Source organism: Streptomyces sp. G5(2025), from assembly GCF_049542075.1.
Classification (GTDB): Bacteria; Actinomycetota; Actinomycetes; order Streptomycetales; family Streptomycetaceae; genus Streptomyces.
Genome location: NZ_JBMUZT010000006.1, coordinates 1,592,544 through 1,614,479 on the forward strand (window position 1 = coordinate 1,592,544; position 21,936 = coordinate 1,614,479).

Consider the following 21,936-nt stretch of genomic DNA (forward strand, 5'->3'; position numbering starts at 1 on the left):
TTGTCCCACAGGACTTGCCCGCCTCGCGGACCCTTGGTGAAGATCTTGTGGTGAGCTCCATACGACCGTCCGCCGAGCCCGGAGGCGAGGCCGCGGCCGACGTGGCGGCCCCTCCCGTGGGGCGCGCCGTGGCCGTGCTCGTCCTGCTGGCCGCGGCCTCGCTGATCCCGCTGCTCGGGCCCTCTGCGGCGCTGCGCGGCACCGGCGAGGCTCTGGCGCCCGGCGCCGGCGGCATCACGTTCCTGCGGACGGTCATGTTCGCGGCGCTGTGCGTGCAGGTGGGCGAGGTGTTCGCGACGCGGCTCGCGCGGCGCGTCCCGGGGGCGCCGCTGGAGCGGGCGCCTCGCCCCTGGTCGGCGTACGCGGCGTGGGCGGGGTGCGCCGCAGCGCTGGTGCTCGCCGCGACCGTGGCGAACGGCAACCTCGTCCCGCAGCGGCTGTCCGCCCTGGATCTCGGGCGGCTGTCCGGCTCCCGTGACGGCAGGCTCGCCCTCCTGGAGGTCAACGCGTTCATCGTGGCCGCGCTGTGCGCCCGCTCGCGGCGCCCTTCCTCGGCGGCGCTCCCCTTGGCGGCGGTGATCGTCGCCGAGGCGCTGCGGGCCCACCCCCCGGTGGAGGACTACCCCTTGGTCGGCAGCGGGCTGACGCTCGTCCATCTGACCTGCGGGACACTCTGGGCGGGTGGCCTGCTGTACGTCCTGCGGATGCTGCGGCAGTGGCGGAGAGCCGCTCCGGAGGCGAGCGTGGCCGTTCTCGGGCTCTACGCGCGCGTGGCCGCCGTGCTGTTCGCGGCGATCACCGTGACCGGGGCCTTCAGCACGCTGCGTCGGATGCCGCCGAGCACGGTCGCCGACCAGCTCACCGGGACGGCGTACGGCCGCACACTGCTCGCCAAGGCGCTGCTCGTCGCCGTCGTCGCGGTGCTCGCGCTGCTGGCCCGCCACCGGCTGCGCGGCTCGGGCGACCGCGGGAGCGCCTACGCTCCCGCGCGCCGGGAAGTGGTCGCGCTGGGCGTCGTCGTGGCCCTGTCGGCCCTGTTGACCGCGGTGCCGGTGCCGATCCGCTGGTGATTCCCGCTTTCCCGCAGCACGGCTCGGGCCAGCAGGAACTGCGCCGCGAGATACGTGAGCATGATCGCGAAGTCGGGCCGGGGCGGCTGCGGCCAGTCGGCGACGCCGGTGGCGATGAGCGTGTCCGACAGCAGGAACAGCGCCCCGCCCGCCGCGGCCGTCACCCCCAGCCCGGTCGCGCCGAACGCCATCGTGGTGAGCAGCAGGCTGTAGCCCGCGACAGGGCCTCGCATGTCGGCCGGCAGGTCCGGCCAGAGCAGTGCCACGGTCCCGAGGAGCGCGAGGGCGTACGCGGCCACGAGCGCCGCCCCACGCGCACGGGGTGAGCCGCCAGGGCCCGCGTACCCGCCGGTGTCGCCGTACCGCTTGAAGAGGACGAGGTAGCAGACGTGCCCGGCGGCGAAGGAGCCCATCCCGGCGAGGAAGGCGGGTTCGGCGCCGAAGAGCAGCAAGGTGTCGCCGCCCCAGCCGAAGAGGAGGGCGGCGATCAGCAGCCGCGGGCCGCGCCGGGTCGAGACGTACGCCGCGAGGAGCGGCATGAGCAGCGGTTTGAAGACGGCGTGGCCGGGGTCCCAGGCGGCGAGGAGTGCGACGAGGTCGCCGAGCGCGGCCAGGCCGAAGGCGCCGAGGAGCAGCGCCGGCGAGAGCCGCCGCGTCACGCCGCGCGCTCCGCGACCGTCGCCTCGGCGGCCCGCACGGGGGCCGCCGGCGCCCCGGTGGCCTTCGGCTGCCAGCCGGGACCGCGCAAGACCCGCCCGGCCCGCTCGCGCCAACTGGTGGCCTTCTTCATGTCCTTGGCGATGGCGGCGTACTCGTGGGTGGCGACGCGCAGTGGGTTGTACGTGGCGATGTTCTTCGTCAGGCCGTAGACGGGCCGCTCGGTCTCGGCGACCCAGGAGCCGAAGAGGCGGTCCCAGATGATGAGGATGCCGCCGAAGTTGCGGTCCAGGTAGCCGCCCTGGGAGGCGTGGTGCACGCGGTGGTGCGAGGGCGTGTTGAGGACGTATTCGAAGGGGCGCGGGAGCTTGCCTATGCGTTCGGTGTGGATCCAGAACTGGTAGACGAGGTTGGCCGACGAGCAGAAGGCGAGCGCCGCGGGGTGGACGCCGCAGGCGATGAGCGGCAGATAGAACGGCCAGACGGTGAGGCTCGTCCAGGGCTGGCGCAGCGCCGTCGTGAGGTTGAACTTGCGGCTGGAGTGGTGCACGACGTGGCAGGCCCACAGGATGCGGATGACGTGGTGGCCCCGGTGCGACCAGTAGTAGAAGAAGTCCTGCGCGAGGAGCATCAGCGGGATCGTCCACCACAGGACGGGGACGCGCAGGGGTGTCAGCTCGTAGACGGCCGTGTAGATCGCGACGATCGGGATCTTCCACAGCAGGTCGAAGGCGAGGCTGCCGAGGCCCATGGTGACGCTCGTGGCGGCGTCCTTGGTCTCGTACCCCGCGGCCTCGTCATCGGGGTGGATCCGGTGGCTGGCCATCTCAACGACCGTGAGCAGCACGAAGGCGGGGATGGACCACAGCACGACATCGGGCAGGTTCGGGGACATGCGTGCACCGTAGAACGGCTCTTCGCCCGCGACTAGGGGTGGTTACCGACAAGTATTACCGGCGGTACGGGAGGCGTTGTTGGTGATCCTCGCCAAAGCCGTGGCCGCCGGGCGAACGCCGCCCGCCGGTCTCACACCCCGACCGCCCCGAGCAGGGCCCCCGCTCCGTAGGTGACCGCCATCGCCAGCGCCCCGCCCGCCACGTTGCGCAGCACGGCCGGGCGCGCCGCCGCCGCGCCGAGGCGGGCGCTGCTCCAGCCCGTCAGCGCGAGGGCGGCGAGGACCGAGACGACGGTGACACCGAGGCGCCGGTCGGCGGGCGGCAGGACGATGGCCAGGAGCGGCAGCAGCGCGCCCACGGTGAACGCGACGAAGCTGGCCCAGGCGGCGTGCCAGGGGTTGGTGAGCTCGTCGGGGTCGATACCGAGCTCCACGCGCGCGTGGGCGCGCAGCGCGTCGCGTTCGGTGAGCTGTTGGGCGGCCTCGCGGGCCACGTCACGGCTGAGCCCGCGCTCCTCCAACAGGCCGGCCAGTTCAGCCAGTTCGGCCTCGGGCTGCTCGCGCAGTTCGCGCCTCTCCATGGCCAGGGCGGCCTTCTCCGAGTCGCGTTGCGTGGAGACGGAGACGTACTCGCCGGCGGCCATGGACATGGACCCGGCGAGCAGCCCGGCGAGGCCCGCCGTCAGCAGGGTGCCGCGGTCGTGGGTGGCTCCGGCGACGCCGACGACGAGGCCCGCGGTGGAGACGATGCCGTCGTTGGCCCCGAGGACCGCGGCCCGCAGCCAGTTGAGCCGCGCGCCGAGGGCCCCGCCGTGCGCTTCCTCGTGCGTTGCTTCAGTCACGCAGGGAGCATCGCACCACCCGCGTCACCAGACCCGTACCGACCCTCCCGGCGCGAAGACGGGGCTCGTCGCGTCGGCGGGGGCCTCCTTGAGGGGTTCGTCCAGTTCCTGGACCGACGGTCCCACGCGCGCGGCGATGCGGCCGAGCCGCTTCAGGTCGAAGCCGTACACGTGGGCGGCGTTGCCGCCGACCATGGCCGCGATCTCGTCCCTGGGCAGGCCGGCGTAGGCGACGCGCAGGCCCTCGCGGGAGTAGGGGTGGGTGCCTTCGTCGTGGGGGTAGTCGCTGCCCCACATGATCTTGTCGAGGCCGATGCGGTGGCGCAGGGCCGCCTCGTGCGGGCGCATGAAGCTGGCGCCGACGAAGCAGTTCTCGCGCCACACCTCGGAGGGCCCCTTGCCCATCGAATCGGCGAGGCCCGCGCCGAACTTGGACTCGGCGGTATCGGCGCCCGACGTCCTGCTCGCGGCGACGACGAGGCGCGCGTGGTAGTAGTCCAGCATGTCCAGGACGCCAGGGATCCAGCCGGAGCCCTGCTCGGTGAGGACGAGGCGCAGGCACGGGTGGCGACGGAAGGCGCCGCCGAAGACGAGGTGCCACAGCGCCCGGTGCGAGAACCACGTCGTCTCCACCATGAACACCGCGCGCGCCGCGGGCTCCTCGCCGAGCGGCGGCGAGGCCGAGCCCGCGTGGTGGTTGACCGGCACGCCCAGCTCGGCGCAGGCGGCCCAGATCGGGTCGTACGCCGCCGAGTGGAGCTCCGGCAGGCCCGAGCCCGGCGGGGTGCCGGGCAGCAGGAGTCCACCTGTGAGGCCCGCCGTCACCGAGCGGTGGATCTCCGCCACCGCCTCGTCGACGTCGTTCAGGAGGATCTGGAAGACGCCCGCCCTGCGGCCCGGCGCGGCGGCGCAGAAGTCGGCGAGCCAGCGGTTGTGGGCGCGCAGCCCCGCCCAGCGCAGCTCGAACTCCTCACGGGTCGGGGCCGGGGCCATCAGCGAGGCCGAGGGGAAGAACGGCGGGATGGTGTTCGGGAAGACGACCTCCGCGACGATGCCGTCCGCTTCGAGTTCGGCGATGCGGCGGTCTGAGTTCCAGTTGCGGTCGGCGGTGTCCGCGAGGAGGTCCTCGTACGGATTGACGTAGGTGGCCGCCCAGGCGTCGAACGCGTCGTGGTGGCGGGACTCCAAGTAGGGCTTGTAGTCGAGGAGATCGGCTCCGGCGTGGCAGTCCGCGGAGATGACGGTGTAGCGGTCCTCCGTCACGGGGTCGCCCCCAGCGCCGGGAAGTCGTGGTCGGTCAGCCAGTGGCGGCCCACCTCGCGCGAGCGGGCCCACGAGGCCTCCACGGCAGTCTGATCGGTGTCCTGGCCCAGATCGGCGGGGGTCGGGCCGATGCGGCGGGCGAGCGGCGCCAGCTTCTCCGTGTCGAAGCCGAAGACCTCGGCGGCGGCGAGGCCCAGCATCCGGCGGGTCTCCGCCACGGGGATGTCGTGGAAGGTTTTCCGCAGCCACGCGCGCGTGTCGGGCCAGGTGCCCTCGGGGTGCGGGAAGTCGCTGCCCCAGAGGATGTTGTCGACGCCGATCTCGTAGCGCTGGGCGAGTTCGCGGCGCTTGGTGTTGGTGGCGCAGACGAAGATCTGCCGGTCGAGGTACTCGTGGGGCGGGCGCTTCAGCTCGGCGAACGGGGAGAGCTTCTTGCCGCCGTGCGCGCCGAGGTAGAGGCGGTCCATGAACCACAGGAGGTTCGGCAGCCACCAGCAGCCCGACTCCGCGACGCCGAATCTCAGCCCGGGGTGGCGCTCGAAGACGCCGGACCAGAGCAGGAACCACAGGGGGCGCGCGGGCCACCACGTCACTTCGGAGACGTAGATCCCCAGGTGGTCGCCGTACTCCTGGCGGGGCGCGGCCCCCGAGTGCGTGACGACGGGCATCGCGCACTCGGCGGCCGCCGCCCACACCGGGTCGTAGCGCCGGTCGTGGTAGGGCGCTTTGTCGACCCACATGGAGGGGATCATCAGCGCGCCGAGCCCGGTCTCCTTGGCGCGGTGGATCTCGGCGACGACCCGGTCGGCCTCACCGGTGATGGGCAACAGCGCGACGCCGCAGTGGCGTTCGGGGTGCTCGGAGACGAAGTCGGCGAGCCAGCGGTTGTGCGCCTGCGCGCCGGCCATGCCGAGGGCGGGGTCCTGGTCGCCGGAGAGGCCGAGCCCCACGCCGAAGGGGGCGGCCGTCCGGCTGTCCACGGCGTCCGCGTCGGGGAAGACGACCTCGGCGGCCACCCCGTCGCCGTCCAGCTCCTTGAGGCGCTGCGCGGTGTCCCAGCCGCCGCGCAGGCCTTCCTCGTTGTCGTGGAACCACTTGGCGGCGAACGCGTCGTTGCGGATGCCGAGCCGCGTCGCCTCCTCGCGGCGGGCGTCCCGCTCGCCGAGGAAGTCGTCGAAGGCGCGGTGGAAGCGGCTGTCCAGGTAGGGGCGGTACTCCTCGGTGGGGAGCCCGGCGTGGCAGTCGGAGGAGATGATCAGGTACGGGTCCTGAGCGCTCATCGGTGGCGCTCCCTTCAGTCCAGTCGGCCCAGTCAGTCCAGGCGGCCCAGTCAGTCCAATCAGTCCAGTCAGTCCAAGATGAAGTGTTCGAGGTACGACGGATCGGAGCGGTCCAGCATCGACCGCGACCGCGCCTTGATCTGCCGGTCGCTGTGCTCGCTCTCCGGAAGCAGCCAGAAGCGGTCCGCCGCGATGCCGTCCGCCACGAAGTCCGCGACCTGTTCGACGGGCGTGAACCGCACCTCCTGTCCGGCCTCTTTCATCGCGGCCTCCCACTGGTCGAGGCTGCGGTACGGGGCCCTGCGGGGGCGGGACTTGGCGTACCGGTCGGGGCGGTTGCGGTGTGACTCCCACAGGCCGGTGCGCAGCATGTGGGGGCCGGGGAAGAGCACCGAGGCGCCCACGCGCGCGTGCTCCGCCTTCAGGTGCGCGTACAGGGACTCGGTCATCGTGACCACGGCCGCCTTGGTGACCGCGTACACGGAGGCGGTGGGCAGCGGCGCGATGCCGCCGTCGCCGGAGGAGGTGTTGACGACGTGCCCCGGCTCGCCGCCCGCCAGCATGCGGGGCACGAAGGCCTGGATGCCGTGGAAGACGCCCCAGACGTTGACCTCGAAGGCCCACTTCCAGTCGTTCGGGTCGTGCTCCCACATGCGGCCCTCGGCGCCCGATCCGACGCCCGCGTTGTTGCACAGCACATGCACGGCGCCGAACTTCTCGTACGCCTCGTCGGCGAGGGCGAGGACCTGCTCGCGCGCTCCGACGTCGACCACGCGCGCGTGCACGGTGGCCCCGTCCGCGCGCAGGCCCTCGGCGGCCTTCTCCAGGGCGCCCTCCTCGATGTCCGCGAGGACCACCCGCAGGCCGTCCGCCGCGAACCGCCGCGCCATGGCGAGCCCGATGCCGCTCGCCGCGCCGGTGACGACGGCGACCTGTCCTTCGCGCAGCTCCATGTCAGGCGCTCCCCTCGGGCGGGCCGTCGAGGATCTGCGCGGGGTCGTCGTAGCGCTGGTGGATGTAGGGCAGCAGCGCCCGCGCGCTGACGCGCTCCACGACGCGGCCCCGCTGGTCGGTGGTCTTCTCGCCGATGGTGATCTCCACGAGCGCGCGCACCGGCAGGTCGGCCACCGGGTCGTACATCGACTCCCGCAGGACGACGTCGCCGGTGACGCTCTCCAGTTTGCGGACCTTTTCGTTGCGTACGCAGTGCACGAGCACCGGGTCCGCGTCGAAGCCCGAACCGTCCACGGCGGGCAGGAACTTGAAGTAGAAGTCCGTCTTGCGGGTCGGCTCGGGGAGGGGGAGCGCGCCGTCGACCGCGCCGCGCACCTCCACGAACGCGATGCCGTGCCGGGCCAGCGAGGCACGCACGACCAGGCCGTCGCGCTCGACCTCGACCTCGCCGAGCTTCTTCGGCTCGCCGAAGACCTCGCGCCCGCCGATCAGGGCCCGCTCGTGGGTCATCGGCATCACCAGGGGATACCAGCCGGCCACTCCCCCGTGCTCGGCGGCGACGGCCACGGACCCCGCGCCGAGCGGATGGCCGGGCAGGTCCACCTTGCTGATGTTCGCCCGCACCAGGGGGCGCCCGGTGGGTTTCAGCGGGGGCGGCAGGACCGCCGCGACCGCGTCGGGATCGCTCTCCCAGACGGCGACGACGCCCGTGGACCAGATGTCGGGGAGGCGGGAACTCGCGGTGCGCGCGGCGGCGATCTCCGCCTCGGTGCGCGCCCCGTACCGTACGCGTGCCATGTCGTACCACCCTTCGTCAGCGCGGACCGATGAGGCCGCGACCGGGGCTTGCGGGGGTCGGGCTTGCGGAGGTTCTGTAACACAGTTACAACAGGAGCCGTGAAGGGTAAAGAGACGCGTACGCATCTCGGCCGGGAGGACGTCCTGGCCGCCGCCGAGCGCCTCGTCAAGCGGCACGGCCCGCAGGCCCTGACGATGCGCGGGCTGGCCGCCGAGCTCGACACCGCCGTCACCTCCATCTACTGGCACGTCGGCAACCGCGAGGCGCTCCTGGACGCCCTCGTCGAGCGCACCCTCGCCGACCTCGGCGAGATCCGGCCCGCCGGCCGTACCCCGGCCCAGCGCGTCGTCTCCGTGGCCCGCGCCCTGCGCCGTCAACTGCTCGGCCATCCGCATCTCGTCGCGATGGTCCACGAACGGGGGCTCACCGAGCGGATGTTCCTGCCCGCGCAGCGTTCGCTGGTCCACGAGGTGCACGAGGCGGGTCTGCGCGGTGCCCGCGCGGCCGACGCCGTCCGCGCCGTCCACGTCCACGTGGTCGGCCACGTCCTGGTCGAACGCAACCGCGAACGCGCCCCGGCCCGGCGCCCCGGCGAGGAGCAGCTGTGGACGGCCGAGGCGGCGGAGCATGACGCCGCGCTCGCCCGCGCGCTGGCCGGGCCCCTCGATCCCGAGGCGCTGTTCACCGCCTCTGTCAAGGCTCTGGTGACGGGCCTTCTCGGACCAGGGACCTGACTGTCGGTCCGGGCCGGGGCCTGACTGTCGGTCCGGACCGGGGACCTGACTGTCGGTCGCGGCCCGTATCCTCATGGACCATGCTCGAAGACCGCACGACCGCAGCGTCCGCCGCCCCCTGGCCGGCCGCGTATCCAACGGGGTACGCGGTCGTCGACGTGGAGACCACCGGCCTGGCCCGCGACGACCGCATAGTGTCGGCCGCCGTCTACCGGGTGGGCGCCCAGGGGGAGATCGAGGACCACTGGTACACGCTGGTCAACCCCCGGCGCGACCCGGGCCCCGTGTGGATCCACGGCCTCACCAGTGAGATGCTCGCGGGCGCGCCCCTGTTCGAGGACATCGCCGAGGAGTTCGCGAGCCGCCTCGCAGGCCGCGTCCTCGTCGCGCACAACGCCGTCTTCGACTGGTCGATGATCGCCAGGGAGTACGCGCGCGCGGAGCGCACCGCCCCCGTGCGGCAGCGGCTGTGCACCATCGCGCTCTCCAAGGAGCTGGCGCTGCCGCTGCCCAACCACAAGCTGGAGTCCCTGGCCGCGCACTTCGGGGTCGAACAGCGCCACGCGCACAATGCCCTGGACGACGCGCGCGTGCTCGCCGAGGCGTTCCGCCCGAGCCTGCTCGCGGCGGCCGGCGGCAATGTGCGCCTGCCGCTCCTGGAGTGCCGCCCGCTCACCGAGTGGTCCGACGGCGCGCCCCGCATCGGCCGCCAGTCGACGGGACCGGCGTCCTCCTCGTCGTACCGGCCCGGGAGTTGGCGCCCCTCACGCAAGCGGCCGCCGTGCCCGTACCCGAACCCAGGGCGGTACGAACCGGGCAAACCACTCAAGCAGGGCATGCGGGTGGCGTTCTCCGGAGACACCTCCGTGGAGCGCGACCTCCTTGAGGACCGGGCGGTCGAGGCGGGGCTGCACATCGCGACGAGCGTGTCCCGGCTCACCAGCCTGCTCGTCACGAACGACCCGGACTCGGGCACCTCCAAGACCGTCAAGGCACGCTCGTTCGGCACGCCGGTCATCGACGAGGCCGCCTTCGGACAGCTCCTCCAGGACGTGACGCCCGCCACGGACGGGTGACGGCGGGGCGGTGACCGTCAGACGGGTGATTGCGGGCGACTCGCCCGCACACCACTCGCTCCGCACCGCCGCGGCGACCCACCCTGTGGCGCATGGCACGTTGCGAGGTCTGCGGAAACGACTACGGCATGTCCTTTGAGGTGCACGCGCAAGGCTCCGTGCACGTCTTCGACTGCTTCTCCTGCGCCATCCACCGCATGGCGCCCATCTGCGAGCACTGCCGGTGCCGCATCATCGGCCAGGGCGTCGAGGCGGACGGCCACTGGTACTGCGGCGCCCACTGCTCACGCGCGGAGGGGCGGGTGGGCATCGTCGACAAGGTCTGAGCCCTCTGCCCGCTTCCGGACACCCCACGTCAAGACACCCCACGACCGAGTTGTACCGTCGTGGGGTGTACCGCTTCCTGTTGACCCGGCAGTGGGTGATCCTCACCCTGATCGCCCTCGTTCTCATCCCCGTGATGGTCGAGCTGGGTTTCTGGCAGCTGCACCGGCACGAGCACCGCGTCGCGCAGAACGAGCGGATCTCCAAGGCGCTGGCCGCCGATCCGGTCCCGGCCGAGGAGCTCACCGCCCCCGGCCACGAGGTGCCGAGGGCGGACCTGTACCGCCGGGTGAGCGCCAAGGGGACGTTCGACACGCGGCACGAGGTCGTCGTGCGGCGCCGCACCAACGACGACGACGAGGTCGGCTTCCACGTCCTGACCCCGCTCCTCCTGGACGACGGCAAGGTCCTGCTCGTCAACCGCGGCTGGATCCCGGCGGACGGCCCGCAGACCGCCTTCCCGAAGATCCCCGCCCCGCCGAAGGGCGAAGTGACCGTCACCGGCCGTCTGATGGCCGACGAGACGTCCGCGGCCAGCGGCATCAAGGACGTCCAGGGCCTGCCGGACCGCCAGATCATGCTGATCAGCAGCGGCCAGCAGGCCGACAGCCTCGGCAAGCAGGTCCTCGGCGGCTATGTCGAACAGACCTCGCCCGAGCCCCGCGACGACTCCCCCGAGCTGATCGGCGAACCCGACCACAGCGGCATCGGCGCGCACATGGCGTACGCGGTCCAGTGGTGGCTGTTCGCCGCGGGTGTCCCCATCGGCTGGGTGGTCCTGGTCCGCAGGGAGCGCCGTGACCGGGCGGCCGCGGCGGAGGCTCCCGCGCAGGAGAAGGCGCCGGCGGCGGTGTAGCTCCCCCTTCGATTGACATGGCACTCCCCAGGGAACCCGTTCTCCGTGTCACGACGAATCGAAGACTTCGCACTCATCGGCGACCACCAGACCGCCGCCCTCATCGGCAAAGACGGTTCGCTGGACTGGCTCTGCCTGCCCCGCTTCGACTCCGCCGCCTGCTTCGCGGCGTTGCTCGGCGACGAGGAGAACGGTCACTGGCGCGTCGCCCCGAAGGACGCCGGCCCCTGCACCCGCCGCGCCTACCGCGGGGACACTCTCGTCCTCGACTCCGAGTGGGACACGGCGGAGGGGTCCGTCCGCGTCACGGACTTCATGCCGCAGCGTGACCGCGCCCCCGATGTCGTACGCATCGTCGAGGGCCTCAAGGGCAGCGTCACCGTCCGGAGCACGCTGCGGCTGCGCTTCGACTACGGCTCGGTCGTGCCGTGGATGCGCAAGGTGGACGGCCACCGCGTCGCCGTCGCGGGCCCGGACTCCGTGTGGCTGCGCAGCGAACCCGAGGTGCGCACCTGGGGCCGCGACTTCGGCACCTACTCCGAGTTCACCGTCGAGGAGGGGCAGAAGGTGGCGTTCGTCCTCACCTGGCACCCCTCGCACGAGCCGCGCCCGCCCGTCGTCGACCCGTACGAGTCGCTGCGCCACTGCCTGGAGGACTGGCGTGCCTGGTCCTCGCGCTGCCAGTACGACGGCCCCTACCGCGACGCGGTGATGCGCTCCCTCATCACCCTCAAGGCCCTCACCTACGCCCCGACCGGCGGCATCGTGGCCGCCCCCACCACCTCCCTGCCGGAGGAGATCGGCGGCGTACGCAACTGGGACTACCGCTACTGCTGGCTGCGCGACGCCACCCTCACGCTGGGCGCGCTGCTCATGGCCGGCTATCTGGAGGAGGCCGAGGCCTGGCGCGACTGGCTGCTGCGGGCGGTCGCGGGCAGCGCCGCCGACCTCCAGATCGTCTACGGCCTCGCCGGTGAGCGGCGCCTTCCGGAGTACGAGGTCCCGTGGCTGTCCGGCTACGAGGGCTCGACGCCCGTGCGCATCGGCAACGAAGCCGTGGAGCAGCTCCAGCTCGACGTGTACGGCGAGGTCATCGACTCCCTCGCGCTCGCGCACCGCTCCGGCCTCACCACGCGCCCGCCGGGCTGGAACCTCCAGCTGAGTCTCCTGGAGTTCCTGCGGGAGAAGTGGCGCGAGCCGGACCAGGGGCTGTGGGAGGTGCGTGGCCCTGGCCGCCACTTCGTGTACTCGAAGGTGATGGTGTGGGTCGCCGCCGACCGTGCGGTACGCGCCCTGGAGGAGAACCCGGAGCTGCGCGGCGACCCGGACCGCTGGCGGGAGCTGCGGGACGAGGTCCACCGCGAGGTGTGCGAGAAGGGCTACGACCCGGAGCGCAACACCTTCACGCAGTCCTACGGCTCCACCGAACTCGACGCCTCCTTGCTGCTCATCCCGCACACCGGTTTCCTGCCGCCCGACGACCCGCGCGTCATCGGCACGATCGACGCGGTCCGCGCGGACCTCACCCACCACGGTCTGCTGCGCCGCTACACCTCCGACCAGAAGGAGATCGACGGTCTGCCCGGCACGGAGGGCACCTTCCTCGTCTGCTCGTTCTGGCTGGTGGACGCGTTGCACATGACGGGGCGCACGAAGGAGGCATGCGAACTGTTCGAGCGCCTGATCTCCCTGCGCAACGACGTGGGGCTGCTGGCGGAGGAGTACGACCCGGTGTCCGGCCGCCAGCTCGGCAACTTCCCGCAGGCGTTCAGCCACATCGGTCTGGTGAACACCGCCCTCGCGCTCTTCGGTGAGGAGGCGCGAGGATAGGGCCATGGATCTTGGACTGAAGGACCGTGTCTACGTAGTCACCGGCGCCACCCGCGGCCTCGGCAACGCCACCGCGCGGCAGCTCGTCGCGGACGGCGCGAAGGTCGTCGTCACCGGGCGCGACGAGAAGACCGTCGCCGAGGCCGCGGCGGAGCTCGGCCCGAACGCGGCCGGGGTCGCCGCCGACAACGCCGACCCGGCCGCCGCGGGCCGGCTGATCGCGGCGGCGCGTGAGCGTTTCGGCGGCTTCGACGGCGTACTGATCAGTGTGGGCGGGCCCCCGCCCGGCTTCGTCGCGGACAACACCGACGAGCAGTGGCAGGCGGCCTTCGAGGCGGTCTTCCTGGGCGCGGTGCGGCTCGCCCGCGCGGCCGCCGCGGAGCTGGGCGAAGGCGGCGTCATCGCCTTCGTGCTCTCCGGTTCGGTGTACGAGCCGATCGCCGGCCTGACGATCTCCAACGGTCTGCGGCCGGGGCTCGCCGGCTTCGCCAAGTCCCTGGCGGACGAGCTGGGCCCGCGCGGCATCCGGGTCGTCGGCGTGCTGCCCGGCCGCATCGCCACCGACCGCATGCGTCAGCTCGACGGCCTCTCCCCGGACCCGGAGGCGACCCGCGCGGCCAACGAGGCGGGCATCCCGCTGCGCCGCTACGGCACACCGGAGGAGTTCGGCCGCGCGGCGACATTCCTGCTGTCACCCGCCGCCTCGTACCTGACGGGGGTCATGCTGCCCGTGGACGGCGGATCACGCAGCGGCTTCTGACCGGGCGGCGGTGCTTGACCGGTGGACGCGCCGCAGGTTCTGAAACGCCCCGCCCCGCCGAGCTGCCCAGCCCTCAACTCACCCGTTCCGCGCGGTGCTTGACACCCCGCAGTCGCACCGTCGCGGGCAGGCTCGTCAGGCCCGACGACTCGCGGGCGCGGGTGAGGACCTCCGAGGAGAAGCGGTGCAGGGCGTCGGAGGGGGTCGCGTCGGGTGCCAGGGCGAGGTCCACGCGTGCCCGCGGGGTGGTGCGCCGCCCCCTCAGGGCGGCCTGGGCGTGCTCGACGCCGTCCAGGGTCTCGGCCTCCCCGGCCAGGACGTTCTCCATGGCGCGGCCGCGCAGCAGCGCGCCCTCGCCGTCCCCGGTCTCCACCAGGACCTCCGCGAGGCGGCGCCTGCGCAGTTGCGCCGAGAGCCACCACAGGGCGAGCAGCACGAGCAGTGCCAGTACGGCGATGACCGTGGGCCAGAACCACCCGTCGTCCCGCCAGCGGGCCCGGTCGGCGGCGCTGACCAGGACGTCGCGCCGGCCGTCGTGGAACCACCAGGAGGGCGGCGAGGCGCCGAGCCCGATCGCCAGGACCGAACCGCCGACGACGAGCAGCACGAGCCCGGCGAGGCCGAGGAGCACGCGGTTGACCGTGCGGAGCATGGAGCTCACCCCTTCCTTCCGGGTCGGGCGACATGGACCGAGAGTCTGGGCGTGTGTGCGAGGCCGAGGTCACGGATGCCCTCGGCCAGCGTGGCGTCCAGGTCGCCGCGTACGTCGTCGAGTTCACGGAAGTGCGAGACGGCCCGCACGTCCACCTTGGAACGCGTCATGCGCACCCGCGCGCGCTGGACGCCCGCCACGTCCATGGCCCGGTCGCGCAGCACCGTGGCGGCGGCGCCGCGGTGCAGGCCGGCGCGTACGTCGGGGTCGGTGCGCCGCATCGGCAGCAGCCCGCGCTGCCCGGGCGTGACGGCGAGCACGAGGAGCCACAGTCCGGCGAGGGCGGCGACGGCGGCTCCGATGAGCACCGCGACGTCGTCGAGGGGCCGCTCGCCGAGCTGGTGGGCCAGTCCGCGCCGCCAGCGCATCGCGGGGTGGCCTGCCCGCACGGCGACGACGTCGTACAGGAGCAGTCCGGCGCCGGCGAGGACCAGCAGCGCGAGAAGGGCGGCGGGCACCCGGCGCGGCGACCAGAAGCGGGAGGCCTTGCCGTCGGCGGAGAGCGTGGGCAGCGGATGGTAGGAGGCGCCGGAAGCCGACTGGTCGAGCCCGTCCTCCCCGTCCTCGCGCCGCGGCGCCTGTTCGACGACCGGCAGCGGCCGGGCGCCGCCGCTCCCCGGGGGTTCGCTCATCGTGTCCTCCCCTGTGCCGCGGCGCGGACCCGCGCCGAGTGCAGCCGCTCCACCTGGACCACCACCTCGGGTACGTCCATCCCCGCCAACGCCCTTACCCGCTCGGCGACTTGGTGACGCACGGCACCGCACTGGCGGCCGATGTCGCAGGGGTAGACCAGTTCGAGACTGACGCGGACGCGGGCAGTGCCGAAGAGGGCCTCCCCCGTTGCGGCGGAGCCGGAGGACTGGGGGGTCACCGAGACCGTGGCGTGCGGCGGGGAGCCGCCGTCCGGCACCGCCTGGACCGCCTCACGCGCCGCCCGCGCGGCGATCTTCGCGACGACCCGGTCGGCGATCCGGGTGGCGCCGCGCTCCCCGGGCGCGACCTGTGCCGCCACCGCTCACCGCCGCCGGTCGCCGCGGCCGCGGAAGAACTCGCCGGGTTCGAGGTCGCCCTCCACGAACCGCCCGGCCACGAAGCCGACGGCGCCCAAGGCGGCCACCAGCAGGAACGCACCGAATCCGCCGAAGTATCCGGCGAAGCCGAGCGCCATTCCCGCCACCATGCCGATCACGGCCATGCTCATCGTGCGCTCCTTCGCGAGACGCGAGTGGGGTCTGTCTGACTCTTACTGCAAGCGACCTGCTACTGGAAGCGGCCTGTCACTGGAGGCGGCCCTGCTACTGGAAGCGGCCTGTCACTGGAGGCGGCCCTGCTACTGGAGGCGGCCCTGCGGTTCGTCCTCGTCCTCCTCGTCCGGCAGCTTCACGTCGCTCACCGCGAGGTTGACCTCGACGACCTCCAGGCCGGTCATGCGCTCGACGGCCGCGATCACGTTCTCCCGCACATCCTGGGCGACGTCGGAGATCGCCACTCCGTACTCGACGACGATCTCCAGGTCGAGCGCGGTCTGCACCTCGCCGACCTCGGCCTTCACGCCGCGCGTGACGGATTTCGAGCCGCCGGGGACCCGGTCGCGCACGGCACCGAAGGTGCGTGCGAGGCCGCCGCCCATCGCGTGCACGCCTTCGACGTCCCGCGCGGCGAGCCCCGCGATCTTCTCGACGACTCCGTCGGCGATGGTGGTACGGCCCCGGCTCCCGGGGTCACCGCCGCCGCGCGCGGTCGCGGCGCCCGCCAGCCCCTGGCCCGGGTCCTTCCGCAGCGTCTGAGACGTCTTCTGCTCTCCGGTCTCGGTCATCGCCGTCCCGTCCGTTTCGCAAGGGAATCTGCTTTCTTCACCCACATTAAGACGGGTTGCGCTGCGGCGCTCCGGGGATGCGGCAGGGTGGAGGCATGACGGGTGACGAGTGGACCCAGACGGTACGCAGGCAGCTCGGCCTCGGGCGGGTACTGCCGCTGGGCGGCGCGCGGGACGGCACGTGGGTGACGGAGTCGGCGGCGGACGGCGCGTTGCGCCATGCGGGGCAACGGGTCACGGGGGTGCGCCTGGGTGCGGTACGCGTCGCCCTCGCCGATCCCGGCACGTCGTACGCCGCGGCCGTGCCGCCACCGCCGAGCGCGCTGCCGCCCGGGCCGCTGCGGATCACGGCGGACTTCGCGGCCGCTGTCCAGCCCCTGCCGGCCGCCGCGGACCGGCTGCGGGCGGCGCTCACCGGGGCGGCGGACCAGCTCGGCCTGGTGGTCGCCGAGGTGGACCTGCGGGTGACGGCGCTCCTGGACGAGGGCGCCGGCCCCGAGGACGTACGCCAGGAAACGCCCCGCACGCCCGCGGGTCAGGCACCCACGGGCGACAGCGACGAGGCGCGCGCCGGGCGGGCCGCGCTGGCGGTGCCCGGCGTGACCCGGCTGACCGGCGCGCTCGGCCCGGCCGTGCACCTGGAGGAGCGCCGCCCGGCGACGGACGCGCTGCCCCGGCGCCACGCGCGCGTGGAACTCGCGACGGACCGCGATCACCGCGCCCTGGACGTGGCGCTCGCGGCCCGCGCGGCGGTCGGTGACGCGCTGCCGGACCACCCTTCGGTGGCCGTGCTGGTCACCGCGGTGGACTGAGCGTGCGAACCCGCGGGCGCCGGTGTCAGGACTTTCCGCGCCGGGATGAACGCCGCTGGTGGTAGACGGCCCGGGTGAGGGGGTGAGAGGTCCCGAGAGCCCTGACGCAGGCCTCCAGGGTCTGCGTGTACAGGTGGCGGGCTTCCTTGCGCATCCCCATCGCGAGGTGGGCGGAGGCGATGTTCGACCGGGTGAGGAGGGTGTGCGGGTGGTCTTCTCCCAGGGACACCACTAAGGCGGGGAGGTTGTCCTCGTAGAGCGCGAGCGCTCGCCGGGGGTCCCCCGTCTCCTTGTACGCGTCGGCGAGGTGGTTGCGGGTGGTGAGGACGTCGGGGTGGGAGGAACCCAGCGCCGCCTCCATCCCGTGGAGCGCCTGTTCGTAGTGGGGAATGGCTTCCTGGATCAGGCCCGCGAGCCTGAGGCTGTAGGCGAGGAGGTTGAGGACCGCGAGGGTGTCGGTGTGGGCGGCGCCGAGTGCTCGTACGCGTCCCCGGAAGGCCCTGTCGTACAGGTGGACGGCCCGGTCGAAGTCGCCGGCCAGCCGGTGGGCGTCGGCTAGGTGTCTGAGGGTGTGGAGCGTGTCGGGGTGGTCCTCGCCCAGGGTCTGTTCTCTCACCCGTAGGTTCTGCTGGAACAGCGGGATGGCCGGCCCGGGTCGTTCTTCATCAGGTGGCCCACCGCCATGTTGTGACGGGCGGTGAGGGTGTTCCGGTCGTCCTCACCGCTCAGCTCCCGGCGCCGCCGGTAATCCTCCGCCAACAGAGGCATGGCGCTGTCCGGGTCGCCGGCAGCAAGAAAGGCATAGCCGATGTCGGCGTGGCCGGTGTCGGCGTGGCCGGTGTCGGCGCGGCGGGTGTCGGCATCGGTCGGTTCTCCCGGTTTGCGGGCGGCCAGGGAGCGGGCCCTGTCGAGGTCGCCCGCCTCCCGGTACGCGAGGGAGAGTTCCACCCGGACGGCACGGGTCCTGCCGTGATGCTCACCGTGGACGCGCTCCATGTCGCGCAGTGTCCGCTCCAGCAGCGGGACGGCCCGGCCGAGATCGCCCGCTTCCCTGTAGGCGTGCGCCAGGCTCCCGCGGGCGGTGAGGGTGTCGGGGTGGTCCTCCCCCAGGACCCGTTCCATGTCGAGGAGGTCCTGTTCGAAGAGCTCCGTGGCGGGCAGCTGTCGGCCTGCCGCCAGGCGGGCGGCCGTCAGATTCTGGCGGGTGACGAGGGTCAGGTGGTGGTCTTCGCCGAGCTCGCGCACGCAGGCGTCGGCGTTCCCCTCCAGGAGGCGGACGGCCTCGTCGAAGTTGCCCGCGGCCTGCTGCGCGCGGGCGAGGTTGGTGACGGCGGCGAGGGCGCTGTGCTCGTCCGTGGACCGCAGCAGGCCCAGGGCGACGTTCTGTTCGAACAGGTCGAGGGCCCGGTCCGTGCCGCCGGCCGCCCGGTGGGCGTCGGCGAGGTTGTTGCGGGCGGCGAGGGTGAGGGGGTGCGTGTCGCCGAGGGTGCGTTCCGCGTCTTCCAGGGCCTGTTCGTAGAGCGGAATGGCGCGCTTCCGGTCGCCGCCCTCGTCGTAGGCGTGGGCCAGGTTGTGCCGGCAGGCGACCGTGTCGAGGTGGTCGGGGCCCAGCGTCCGTTCGTGGTGGGCGAGGGCGCGACGCAGGTGTGCCGAGGCGCGGGTCGCCCGCCCCTGGGAGAGGAGGAACACCCCGGCGTGGTTGAGGAGCCTCGCGGTCCTGGTGGTGTCGGCCTCCGGAGGCGTGTGGCGGGCGACGGCTTCCATGTGCGGGAGCGTGCTGTGGCCGGTGGGCCACGTGGCGGGGTCCTGCCACTGGCACGGCTGGACGGCCGCGAGCAGCGCGGCGGTCGCGTACGAACGGGCCTCCTGGACGAGTTCGGGCGTCCGGTGCGGGTCGTCGGCGTCGGGTGCCCGGGTGACCGACTGGACGAGTCGGTGTACGGCCACGGAACGGCTGGCGGCGTCGACCCTGATCATGCTGTAGGCGTTCAGTGTGCCGATGGCGTCCGCGAGCGGGGCCGGTTCGGCCAGGTCGTCGAGGAGCCCGACGGGGATCCTGTCGGGGGCGTACCAGGCCAGGATGCGCAGCACCTCGGCGGCGAGGGGTTCCCGGTCGGCGATGCGATCCAGCGCCACGCGCCATGTGAGGGCGACGGTGCGCTCGGAGTCGGTCACGCCCGCGGCGCCCCGCCTGAGTATCGTGGCGGGGTCGTCCCTCAGCAGGTCCAGGTAGGAGCGCGGGGTCAGCAGCGGGTTCTGTGCGAGGTAGGCGGCGGCCTGCTCGACGGCCAGCGGCAAGTGGCCGAGGTCGGCGCAGAGTTCGTCCGCTCCGGCCATGTCGCGGGGGCCGCCGCCGGTGGCGATGTCCATGAGGAGGGCCAGGGAGTCGACCGGGCTGAGCACGTCGAGCCGGACGACGGCGGTGGCGTCGTGCCATACGGTGGCGAGCCGGCTGGTGATCAGGAAGCGGCCGGCGGGAGCGCGCGCCAGTAGTTCGGCGATGTCGGCGGGGTCGTTGACGTTGTCCAGGACGAGCAACCAGCCGGTGTGCGTGGCCAGCCACTCCTTGCCGTTGTCGACCAGGGCTTCGACGGTCATCGCCTTGGACGCGGCGGGCTGGAGGGCCCTGCCCAGAGCGGCGAGGCCCTGCTCGACGCCGGCCGGGCTGTCCGCCGTGATCCAGCGGACCGGCGTCAGGCCGAGGCGGCCGGCCCGGGTGGCCGCCCAGTGAGCGGCCAGGGCGCTCTTGCCCATCCCTCCCAGCCCGTGCACGGCCTGTATCAGCACTCCGCCCGGGCGGCCCGGATCCCCGGCCATGGCGGCGTCCAGGCGGTCGAGTTCGGCGGTGCGGCCGACGAAACGGCCGGTCCGGTACGGCAGGTTGTCGAGGCCCGGACGGGTGTCGACACCGCCCGCGGGGATCACGGCCTCCGGCGGCAGCACGACGCTGGAGTGGTCGTTGTAGATGCCGGTGACGGCGATGCCGCCGTTCGTCGCGGTCGCGTTCCCGCTTCCCGACACCTGCTGCACGGGGCCGTCGGGTACGGCGGGTGTGTCGCCGCCGAGGGTACTCCTGGCCGGAGTGCTCCTGCCGGTGTCGCGTCTCCTGCCCCAGTGCCACTTCGCCATGCCGGCCACCCCGCCTAGTCGCGGACTATGCCGCTGACGGCGCTGGAGCCCGCACCCGTGGCCTGCGCGTCGCCGGTGTCGCGCACGCGCGCCGACCGCCCGTCGCCGCCCGTGCGCTTCACTCCGGTCACCGCGCTGCCGCCGTCGCTCGCCACGGCCCTTCCGGTCGCCACGGCGACGTCGCCGGCCGCGTCGGCGACATACGCGGCCAGCGTGCGCAACTCCTGTGCGGCGCGTTGCTGTTCGTGGGCGTCCAGGGATTCGAGCAGCAGCTCGAAACGCGTCCGCCACTCGCCTTCCTGCCGCAGCCGCTCCTGCTCCGGGTCCACCGCGGCTCGCGGCTCCAGGGCTCGCGCCGTGCGGTCCAGCCGCTCGAATTCGGTGCGGCCCCGCGCGGTGTCGCCCCGTCCCAGGAGGGCCGCGGCGCGCTCCCGCACCACGAGCCACGCGTCGGTCCCCGCGGCCTGCACCACCGCGCCACCGCCCGCTGCCGCCACCGCGGTCAACGCCTCGATCAACACAGCACACCCACCCCACAGTTCGACTCGACGCGGTCAGGCGCACCGTACCGCCACCGCATGCGGAAGGGGCCCGCATCATGCCATGACAAGGAACACCTGCGCGCGTCCCCGGCATCGACGTGCGCGCGGCGGTGGTGCGCCGCCGCTCGGCCGCGGGCGCTGTCGGAAGGCGGGGCCCTCGTCAGTCGCCGAGGCCCGCGAGGTCTCGCAGGCGGCGGCCCTGCGCGGCGCGCTCGGCGACGCGCTGCTCCTCGTACGAACGGCCCGTGGCGCCCTGGAGCAGCGCCTTGGTCTCGATGACCGCGTCGCGCGGCGCGGAGATCAGCGCGGCGGCCAAGTCCTGGGCGGTGGCGGTGAGTTGGTCGACGGGCACGACGAGGTTGGCGAGGCCGACCCGCTCGGCCTCGTCCGCGTGGACGAAGCGTCCGGTGGCGCAGATCTCCAGCGCACGGGCATAGCCGACGAGCCCCACCAGCGGGTGCGTGCCGGTGAGGTCGGGGACCAGGCCGAGGCTGGTCTCGCGCATGGCGAACTGCGCGTCGTCCGCCACGATCCGCAGATCGCAGGCGAGCGCGAGCTGGAAGCCGGCGCCGATGGCGTGGCCCTGGACGGCGGCGATGGAGACGATGTCGCTGCGCCGCCACCAGGTGAACGCCTCTTGGTACTCGGCGATGGTGGCGTCGAGGACACCGTCGTCACCGCGCGCCAAGTCGATGAACGACGGCTCGCCGTCGAAACCCTCGGGCGTGAACGCCTGCCGGTCCAGGCCCGCGGAGAAGGACTTGCCCTCGCCGCGCAGCACCACGACGCGGACGCTGCCCGGCAGCAGCTGACCGGACTCGGCCAACGCCCTCCACAGCGCGGGAGATTGGGCGTTCCGTTTGGCCGGGTTGGTCAGCGTCACCGTGGCGACGGCCTCGTCGATGGTGAGGCGTACGCCGTCCTTGTCGAGAACCGGTGCGAGCTCGCTGTCGGACGAAGCCATGGGTGCCTCCGATGGGGTGCGGTCGGGCCGGGCGCCCGGGAGCGCCCGTAAGTGACTGCACAGTAACCACCCGACCGATCACGTGATCGACCGGGTGGCCACCATCGGACCATGGGTACAGCGGGCCGCGCCTGCCGTCAGCCGGCGGCGGCCTTCTTGCCTCGCGTCGCCCCGCCGCGTCCCCGCAGCGTGACGCCGGACTCGCTGAGCATGCGGTGCACGAACCCGTACGAACGGCCCGTCTCCTCGGCCAACGCCCGGATGCTCGCACCGCCGTCGTACTTCTTCTTCAGGTCTGCCGCGAGCTTGTCGCGCGCGGCGCCGGTCACCCGGCTGCCCTTCTTCAGAGTCTCGGCCACCCGTGCCTCCTCATGGGAAGTGCGCTCTGGACTTCTCATGATCACCCCTCCCGGGCTTCCTGGCCACCCATTCGGCAAGGTCCGTACGACGAGGTTTGCCGCGAGGGAAGGGCCCACCACGATCGGAATTCGCCATTCCGCGTGCTGAATTCCGTACGACGGGCCGAACCGCGCGACGAATGGCCAGGTCAGCAGGGTGCCGGGGGGAATGCCCGGCACCGTGCCCCGACGGCGACGAAATCCGTGTAGGACACACCTCGGT

The 21,936-nt window shown here is 73.0% G+C and carries 25 protein-coding genes; 8 read left to right on the top strand and 17 right to left on the bottom strand.

All coding sequences use genetic code 11. From position 1 onward, the window contains the following. Window positions 1-50 precede the first annotated feature (50 nt). The gene (locus ACOBQB_RS18035; protein WP_423592966.1) at window positions 51-1,070 is read left to right on the top strand and encodes a CopD family protein; all 1,020 of its coding nucleotides are present in this window, start codon (window positions 51-53) and stop codon (window positions 1,068-1,070) included. On the opposite strand, the gene ACOBQB_RS18040 is transcribed toward ACOBQB_RS18035, so the two are convergent. The 7 genes from ACOBQB_RS18040 to ACOBQB_RS18070 form a co-directional block, all read right to left on the bottom strand. After that, window positions 977-1,729 (bottom strand): lysoplasmalogenase, encoded by a 753-nt coding sequence (locus ACOBQB_RS18040; RefSeq protein ID WP_423592968.1) that lies wholly within the window; start codon window positions 1,727-1,729, stop codon window positions 977-979. The genes ACOBQB_RS18035 and ACOBQB_RS18040 overlap by 94 nt on opposite strands. Then, window positions 1,726-2,622 carry a sterol desaturase family protein gene (locus ACOBQB_RS18045; RefSeq protein WP_423592970.1) on the bottom strand — a complete coding sequence of 299 codons (897 nt, stop codon included), beginning with the start codon at window positions 2,620-2,622 and terminating at the stop codon, window positions 1,726-1,728. Before ACOBQB_RS18045 ends, ACOBQB_RS18040 begins: the two co-directional genes overlap by 4 nt. 131 nt (window positions 2,623-2,753) lie before the next feature. Further along, window positions 2,754-3,464, bottom strand: a complete 711-nt coding sequence (locus ACOBQB_RS18050; RefSeq protein WP_423592972.1) for a VIT1/CCC1 transporter family protein — start codon at window positions 3,462-3,464, stop codon at window positions 2,754-2,756. 24 nt (window positions 3,465-3,488) lie between these two features. Beyond that, a complete protein-coding gene (locus tag ACOBQB_RS18055) occupies window positions 3,489-4,727 on the bottom strand; it encodes an amidohydrolase family protein (protein WP_423592973.1) in 1,239 nt (412 codons plus the stop codon). Continuing rightward, complete coding sequence (locus ACOBQB_RS18060; RefSeq protein ID WP_423592974.1) at window positions 4,724-6,007, bottom strand: amidohydrolase family protein; 1,284 nt, start codon at window positions 6,005-6,007, stop codon at window positions 4,724-4,726. The genes ACOBQB_RS18055 and ACOBQB_RS18060 overlap by 4 nt, the downstream gene beginning before the upstream one ends. A 68-nt stretch (window positions 6,008-6,075) precedes the next feature. After that, on the bottom strand, window positions 6,076-6,960 hold the full coding sequence (locus tag ACOBQB_RS18065) for an SDR family NAD(P)-dependent oxidoreductase (protein WP_423592975.1): 885 nt from the start codon (window positions 6,958-6,960) through the stop codon (window positions 6,076-6,078). Window position 6,961: 1 nt separating this feature from the next. After that, window positions 6,962-7,759: an acetoacetate decarboxylase family protein gene (locus ACOBQB_RS18070; protein ID WP_423592976.1), complete on the bottom strand. Its 798-nt coding sequence runs from the start codon at window positions 7,757-7,759 to the stop codon at window positions 6,962-6,964. 99 nt (window positions 7,760-7,858) lie between these two features. On the opposite strand from ACOBQB_RS18070, the gene ACOBQB_RS18075 reads away from it, so the two are divergent. From ACOBQB_RS18075 to ACOBQB_RS18100, 6 genes are all read left to right on the top strand, one after another. After that, complete coding sequence (locus ACOBQB_RS18075; RefSeq protein WP_423592977.1) at window positions 7,859-8,494, top strand: TetR/AcrR family transcriptional regulator; 636 nt, start codon at window positions 7,859-7,861, stop codon at window positions 8,492-8,494. An 80-nt stretch (window positions 8,495-8,574) separates the two neighbouring features. Further along, window positions 8,575-9,570 (top strand): DEDDh family exonuclease, encoded by a 996-nt coding sequence (locus ACOBQB_RS18080; protein ID WP_423592979.1) that lies wholly within the window; start codon window positions 8,575-8,577, stop codon window positions 9,568-9,570. A gap of 92 nt (window positions 9,571-9,662) precedes the next feature. Then, a complete protein-coding gene (locus ACOBQB_RS18085) occupies window positions 9,663-9,896 on the top strand; it encodes a hypothetical protein (protein WP_205037558.1) in 234 nt (77 codons plus the stop codon). A gap of 65 nt (window positions 9,897-9,961) precedes the next feature. Continuing rightward, window positions 9,962-10,750 carry an SURF1 family protein gene (locus ACOBQB_RS18090; RefSeq protein ID WP_423592981.1) on the top strand — a complete coding sequence of 263 codons (789 nt, stop codon included), beginning with the start codon at window positions 9,962-9,964 and terminating at the stop codon, window positions 10,748-10,750. Between the two features lie 45 nt (window positions 10,751-10,795). Continuing rightward, the gene (locus ACOBQB_RS18095; RefSeq protein WP_423592983.1) at window positions 10,796-12,580 is read left to right on the top strand and encodes a glycoside hydrolase family 15 protein; all 1,785 of its coding nucleotides are present in this window, start codon (window positions 10,796-10,798) and stop codon (window positions 12,578-12,580) included. A 4-nt stretch (window positions 12,581-12,584) separates the two neighbouring features. Then, on the top strand, window positions 12,585-13,340 hold the full coding sequence (locus tag ACOBQB_RS18100; protein WP_423592984.1) for an SDR family oxidoreductase: 756 nt from the start codon (window positions 12,585-12,587) through the stop codon (window positions 13,338-13,340). A 73-nt stretch (window positions 13,341-13,413) separates the two neighbouring features. Here ACOBQB_RS18100 and amaP read toward each other — a convergent pair whose 3' ends face one another. From amaP to ACOBQB_RS18125, 5 genes are all read right to left on the bottom strand, one after another. Further along, the gene (amaP, locus tag ACOBQB_RS18105) at window positions 13,414-13,992 is read right to left on the bottom strand and encodes an alkaline shock response membrane anchor protein AmaP (protein WP_423592986.1); all 579 of its coding nucleotides are present in this window, start codon (window positions 13,990-13,992) and stop codon (window positions 13,414-13,416) included. Window positions 13,993-13,997: 5 nt separating this feature from the next. Continuing rightward, window positions 13,998-14,684, bottom strand: coding sequence for a DUF6286 domain-containing protein (locus ACOBQB_RS18110; protein WP_423592987.1), 687 nt, complete (start codon window positions 14,682-14,684; stop codon window positions 13,998-14,000). Continuing rightward, window positions 14,681-15,064 carry a hypothetical protein gene (locus ACOBQB_RS18115; protein ID WP_423592988.1) on the bottom strand — a complete coding sequence of 128 codons (384 nt, stop codon included), beginning with the start codon at window positions 15,062-15,064 and terminating at the stop codon, window positions 14,681-14,683. The genes ACOBQB_RS18110 and ACOBQB_RS18115 overlap by 4 nt, the downstream gene beginning before the upstream one ends. 3 nt (window positions 15,065-15,067) lie before the next feature. Continuing rightward, the gene (locus ACOBQB_RS18120; protein WP_423592990.1) at window positions 15,068-15,253 is read right to left on the bottom strand and encodes a hypothetical protein; all 186 of its coding nucleotides are present in this window, start codon (window positions 15,251-15,253) and stop codon (window positions 15,068-15,070) included. Between the two features lie 129 nt (window positions 15,254-15,382). Beyond that, entirely contained in the window at window positions 15,383-15,868 is a 486-nt protein-coding gene (locus tag ACOBQB_RS18125) for an Asp23/Gls24 family envelope stress response protein (RefSeq protein WP_423592992.1), read from the bottom strand. Between the two features lie 95 nt (window positions 15,869-15,963). Here ACOBQB_RS18125 and ACOBQB_RS18130 point away from each other — a divergent pair, with 95 nt between their 5' ends. Next, a complete protein-coding gene (locus ACOBQB_RS18130; RefSeq protein WP_423592994.1) occupies window positions 15,964-16,680 on the top strand; it encodes a nucleopolyhedrovirus P10 family protein in 717 nt (238 codons plus the stop codon). A gap of 25 nt (window positions 16,681-16,705) precedes the next feature. On the opposite strand, the gene ACOBQB_RS18135 is transcribed toward ACOBQB_RS18130, so the two are convergent. From ACOBQB_RS18135 to ACOBQB_RS18155, 5 genes are all read right to left on the bottom strand, one after another. Continuing rightward, window positions 16,706-17,296 (bottom strand): tetratricopeptide repeat protein, encoded by a 591-nt coding sequence (locus tag ACOBQB_RS18135; protein WP_423592996.1) that lies wholly within the window; start codon window positions 17,294-17,296, stop codon window positions 16,706-16,708. Then, window positions 17,293-19,809 (bottom strand): tetratricopeptide repeat protein, encoded by a 2,517-nt coding sequence (locus tag ACOBQB_RS18140; RefSeq protein ID WP_423592998.1) that lies wholly within the window; start codon window positions 19,807-19,809, stop codon window positions 17,293-17,295. The genes ACOBQB_RS18135 and ACOBQB_RS18140 overlap by 4 nt, the downstream gene beginning before the upstream one ends. Before the next feature lie 14 nt (window positions 19,810-19,823). Further along, window positions 19,824-20,327 carry a hypothetical protein gene (locus ACOBQB_RS18145; RefSeq protein WP_423593000.1) on the bottom strand — a complete coding sequence of 168 codons (504 nt, stop codon included), beginning with the start codon at window positions 20,325-20,327 and terminating at the stop codon, window positions 19,824-19,826. A gap of 184 nt (window positions 20,328-20,511) precedes the next feature. After that, complete coding sequence (locus ACOBQB_RS18150; RefSeq protein ID WP_423593002.1) at window positions 20,512-21,315, bottom strand: enoyl-CoA hydratase/isomerase family protein; 804 nt, start codon at window positions 21,313-21,315, stop codon at window positions 20,512-20,514. A 137-nt stretch (window positions 21,316-21,452) separates the two neighbouring features. Beyond that, on the bottom strand, window positions 21,453-21,674 hold the full coding sequence (locus ACOBQB_RS18155; protein WP_055550175.1) for a helix-turn-helix domain-containing protein: 222 nt from the start codon (window positions 21,672-21,674) through the stop codon (window positions 21,453-21,455). Window positions 21,675-21,936 lie beyond the last annotated feature (262 nt).

Coding starts and splice junctions, on each gene's coding strand:
- ACOBQB_RS18045 (WP_423592970.1), bottom strand. CDS start 2,622: ATGTCCCCGAACCTGCCCGATGTCGTGCTGTGGTCCATCCCCGCCTTC.
- ACOBQB_RS18060 (WP_423592974.1), bottom strand. CDS start 6,007: ATGAGCGCTCAGGACCCGTACCTGATCATCTCCTCCGACTGCCACGCC.
- ACOBQB_RS18065 (WP_423592975.1), bottom strand. CDS start 6,960: ATGGAGCTGCGCGAAGGACAGGTCGCCGTCGTCACCGGCGCGGCGAGC.
- ACOBQB_RS18070 (WP_423592976.1), bottom strand. CDS start 7,759: ATGGCACGCGTACGGTACGGGGCGCGCACCGAGGCGGAGATCGCCGCC.
- ACOBQB_RS18080 (WP_423592979.1), top strand. CDS start 8,575: ATGCTCGAAGACCGCACGACCGCAGCGTCCGCCGCCCCCTGGCCGGCC.
- ACOBQB_RS18085 (WP_205037558.1), top strand. CDS start 9,663: ATGGCACGTTGCGAGGTCTGCGGAAACGACTACGGCATGTCCTTTGAG.
- ACOBQB_RS18100 (WP_423592984.1), top strand. CDS start 12,585: ATGGATCTTGGACTGAAGGACCGTGTCTACGTAGTCACCGGCGCCACC.
- amaP (WP_423592986.1), bottom strand. CDS start 13,992: ATGCTCCGCACGGTCAACCGCGTGCTCCTCGGCCTCGCCGGGCTCGTG.
- ACOBQB_RS18110 (WP_423592987.1), bottom strand. CDS start 14,684: ATGAGCGAACCCCCGGGGAGCGGCGGCGCCCGGCCGCTGCCGGTCGTC.
- ACOBQB_RS18120 (WP_423592990.1), bottom strand. CDS start 15,253: ATGAGCATGGCCGTGATCGGCATGGTGGCGGGAATGGCGCTCGGCTTC.
- ACOBQB_RS18125 (WP_423592992.1), bottom strand. CDS start 15,868: ATGACCGAGACCGGAGAGCAGAAGACGTCTCAGACGCTGCGGAAGGAC.
- ACOBQB_RS18130 (WP_423592994.1), top strand. CDS start 15,964: ATGACGGGTGACGAGTGGACCCAGACGGTACGCAGGCAGCTCGGCCTC.
- ACOBQB_RS18140 (WP_423592998.1), bottom strand. CDS start 19,809: ATGGCGAAGTGGCACTGGGGCAGGAGACGCGACACCGGCAGGAGCACT.
- ACOBQB_RS18150 (WP_423593002.1), bottom strand. CDS start 21,315: ATGGCTTCGTCCGACAGCGAGCTCGCACCGGTTCTCGACAAGGACGGC.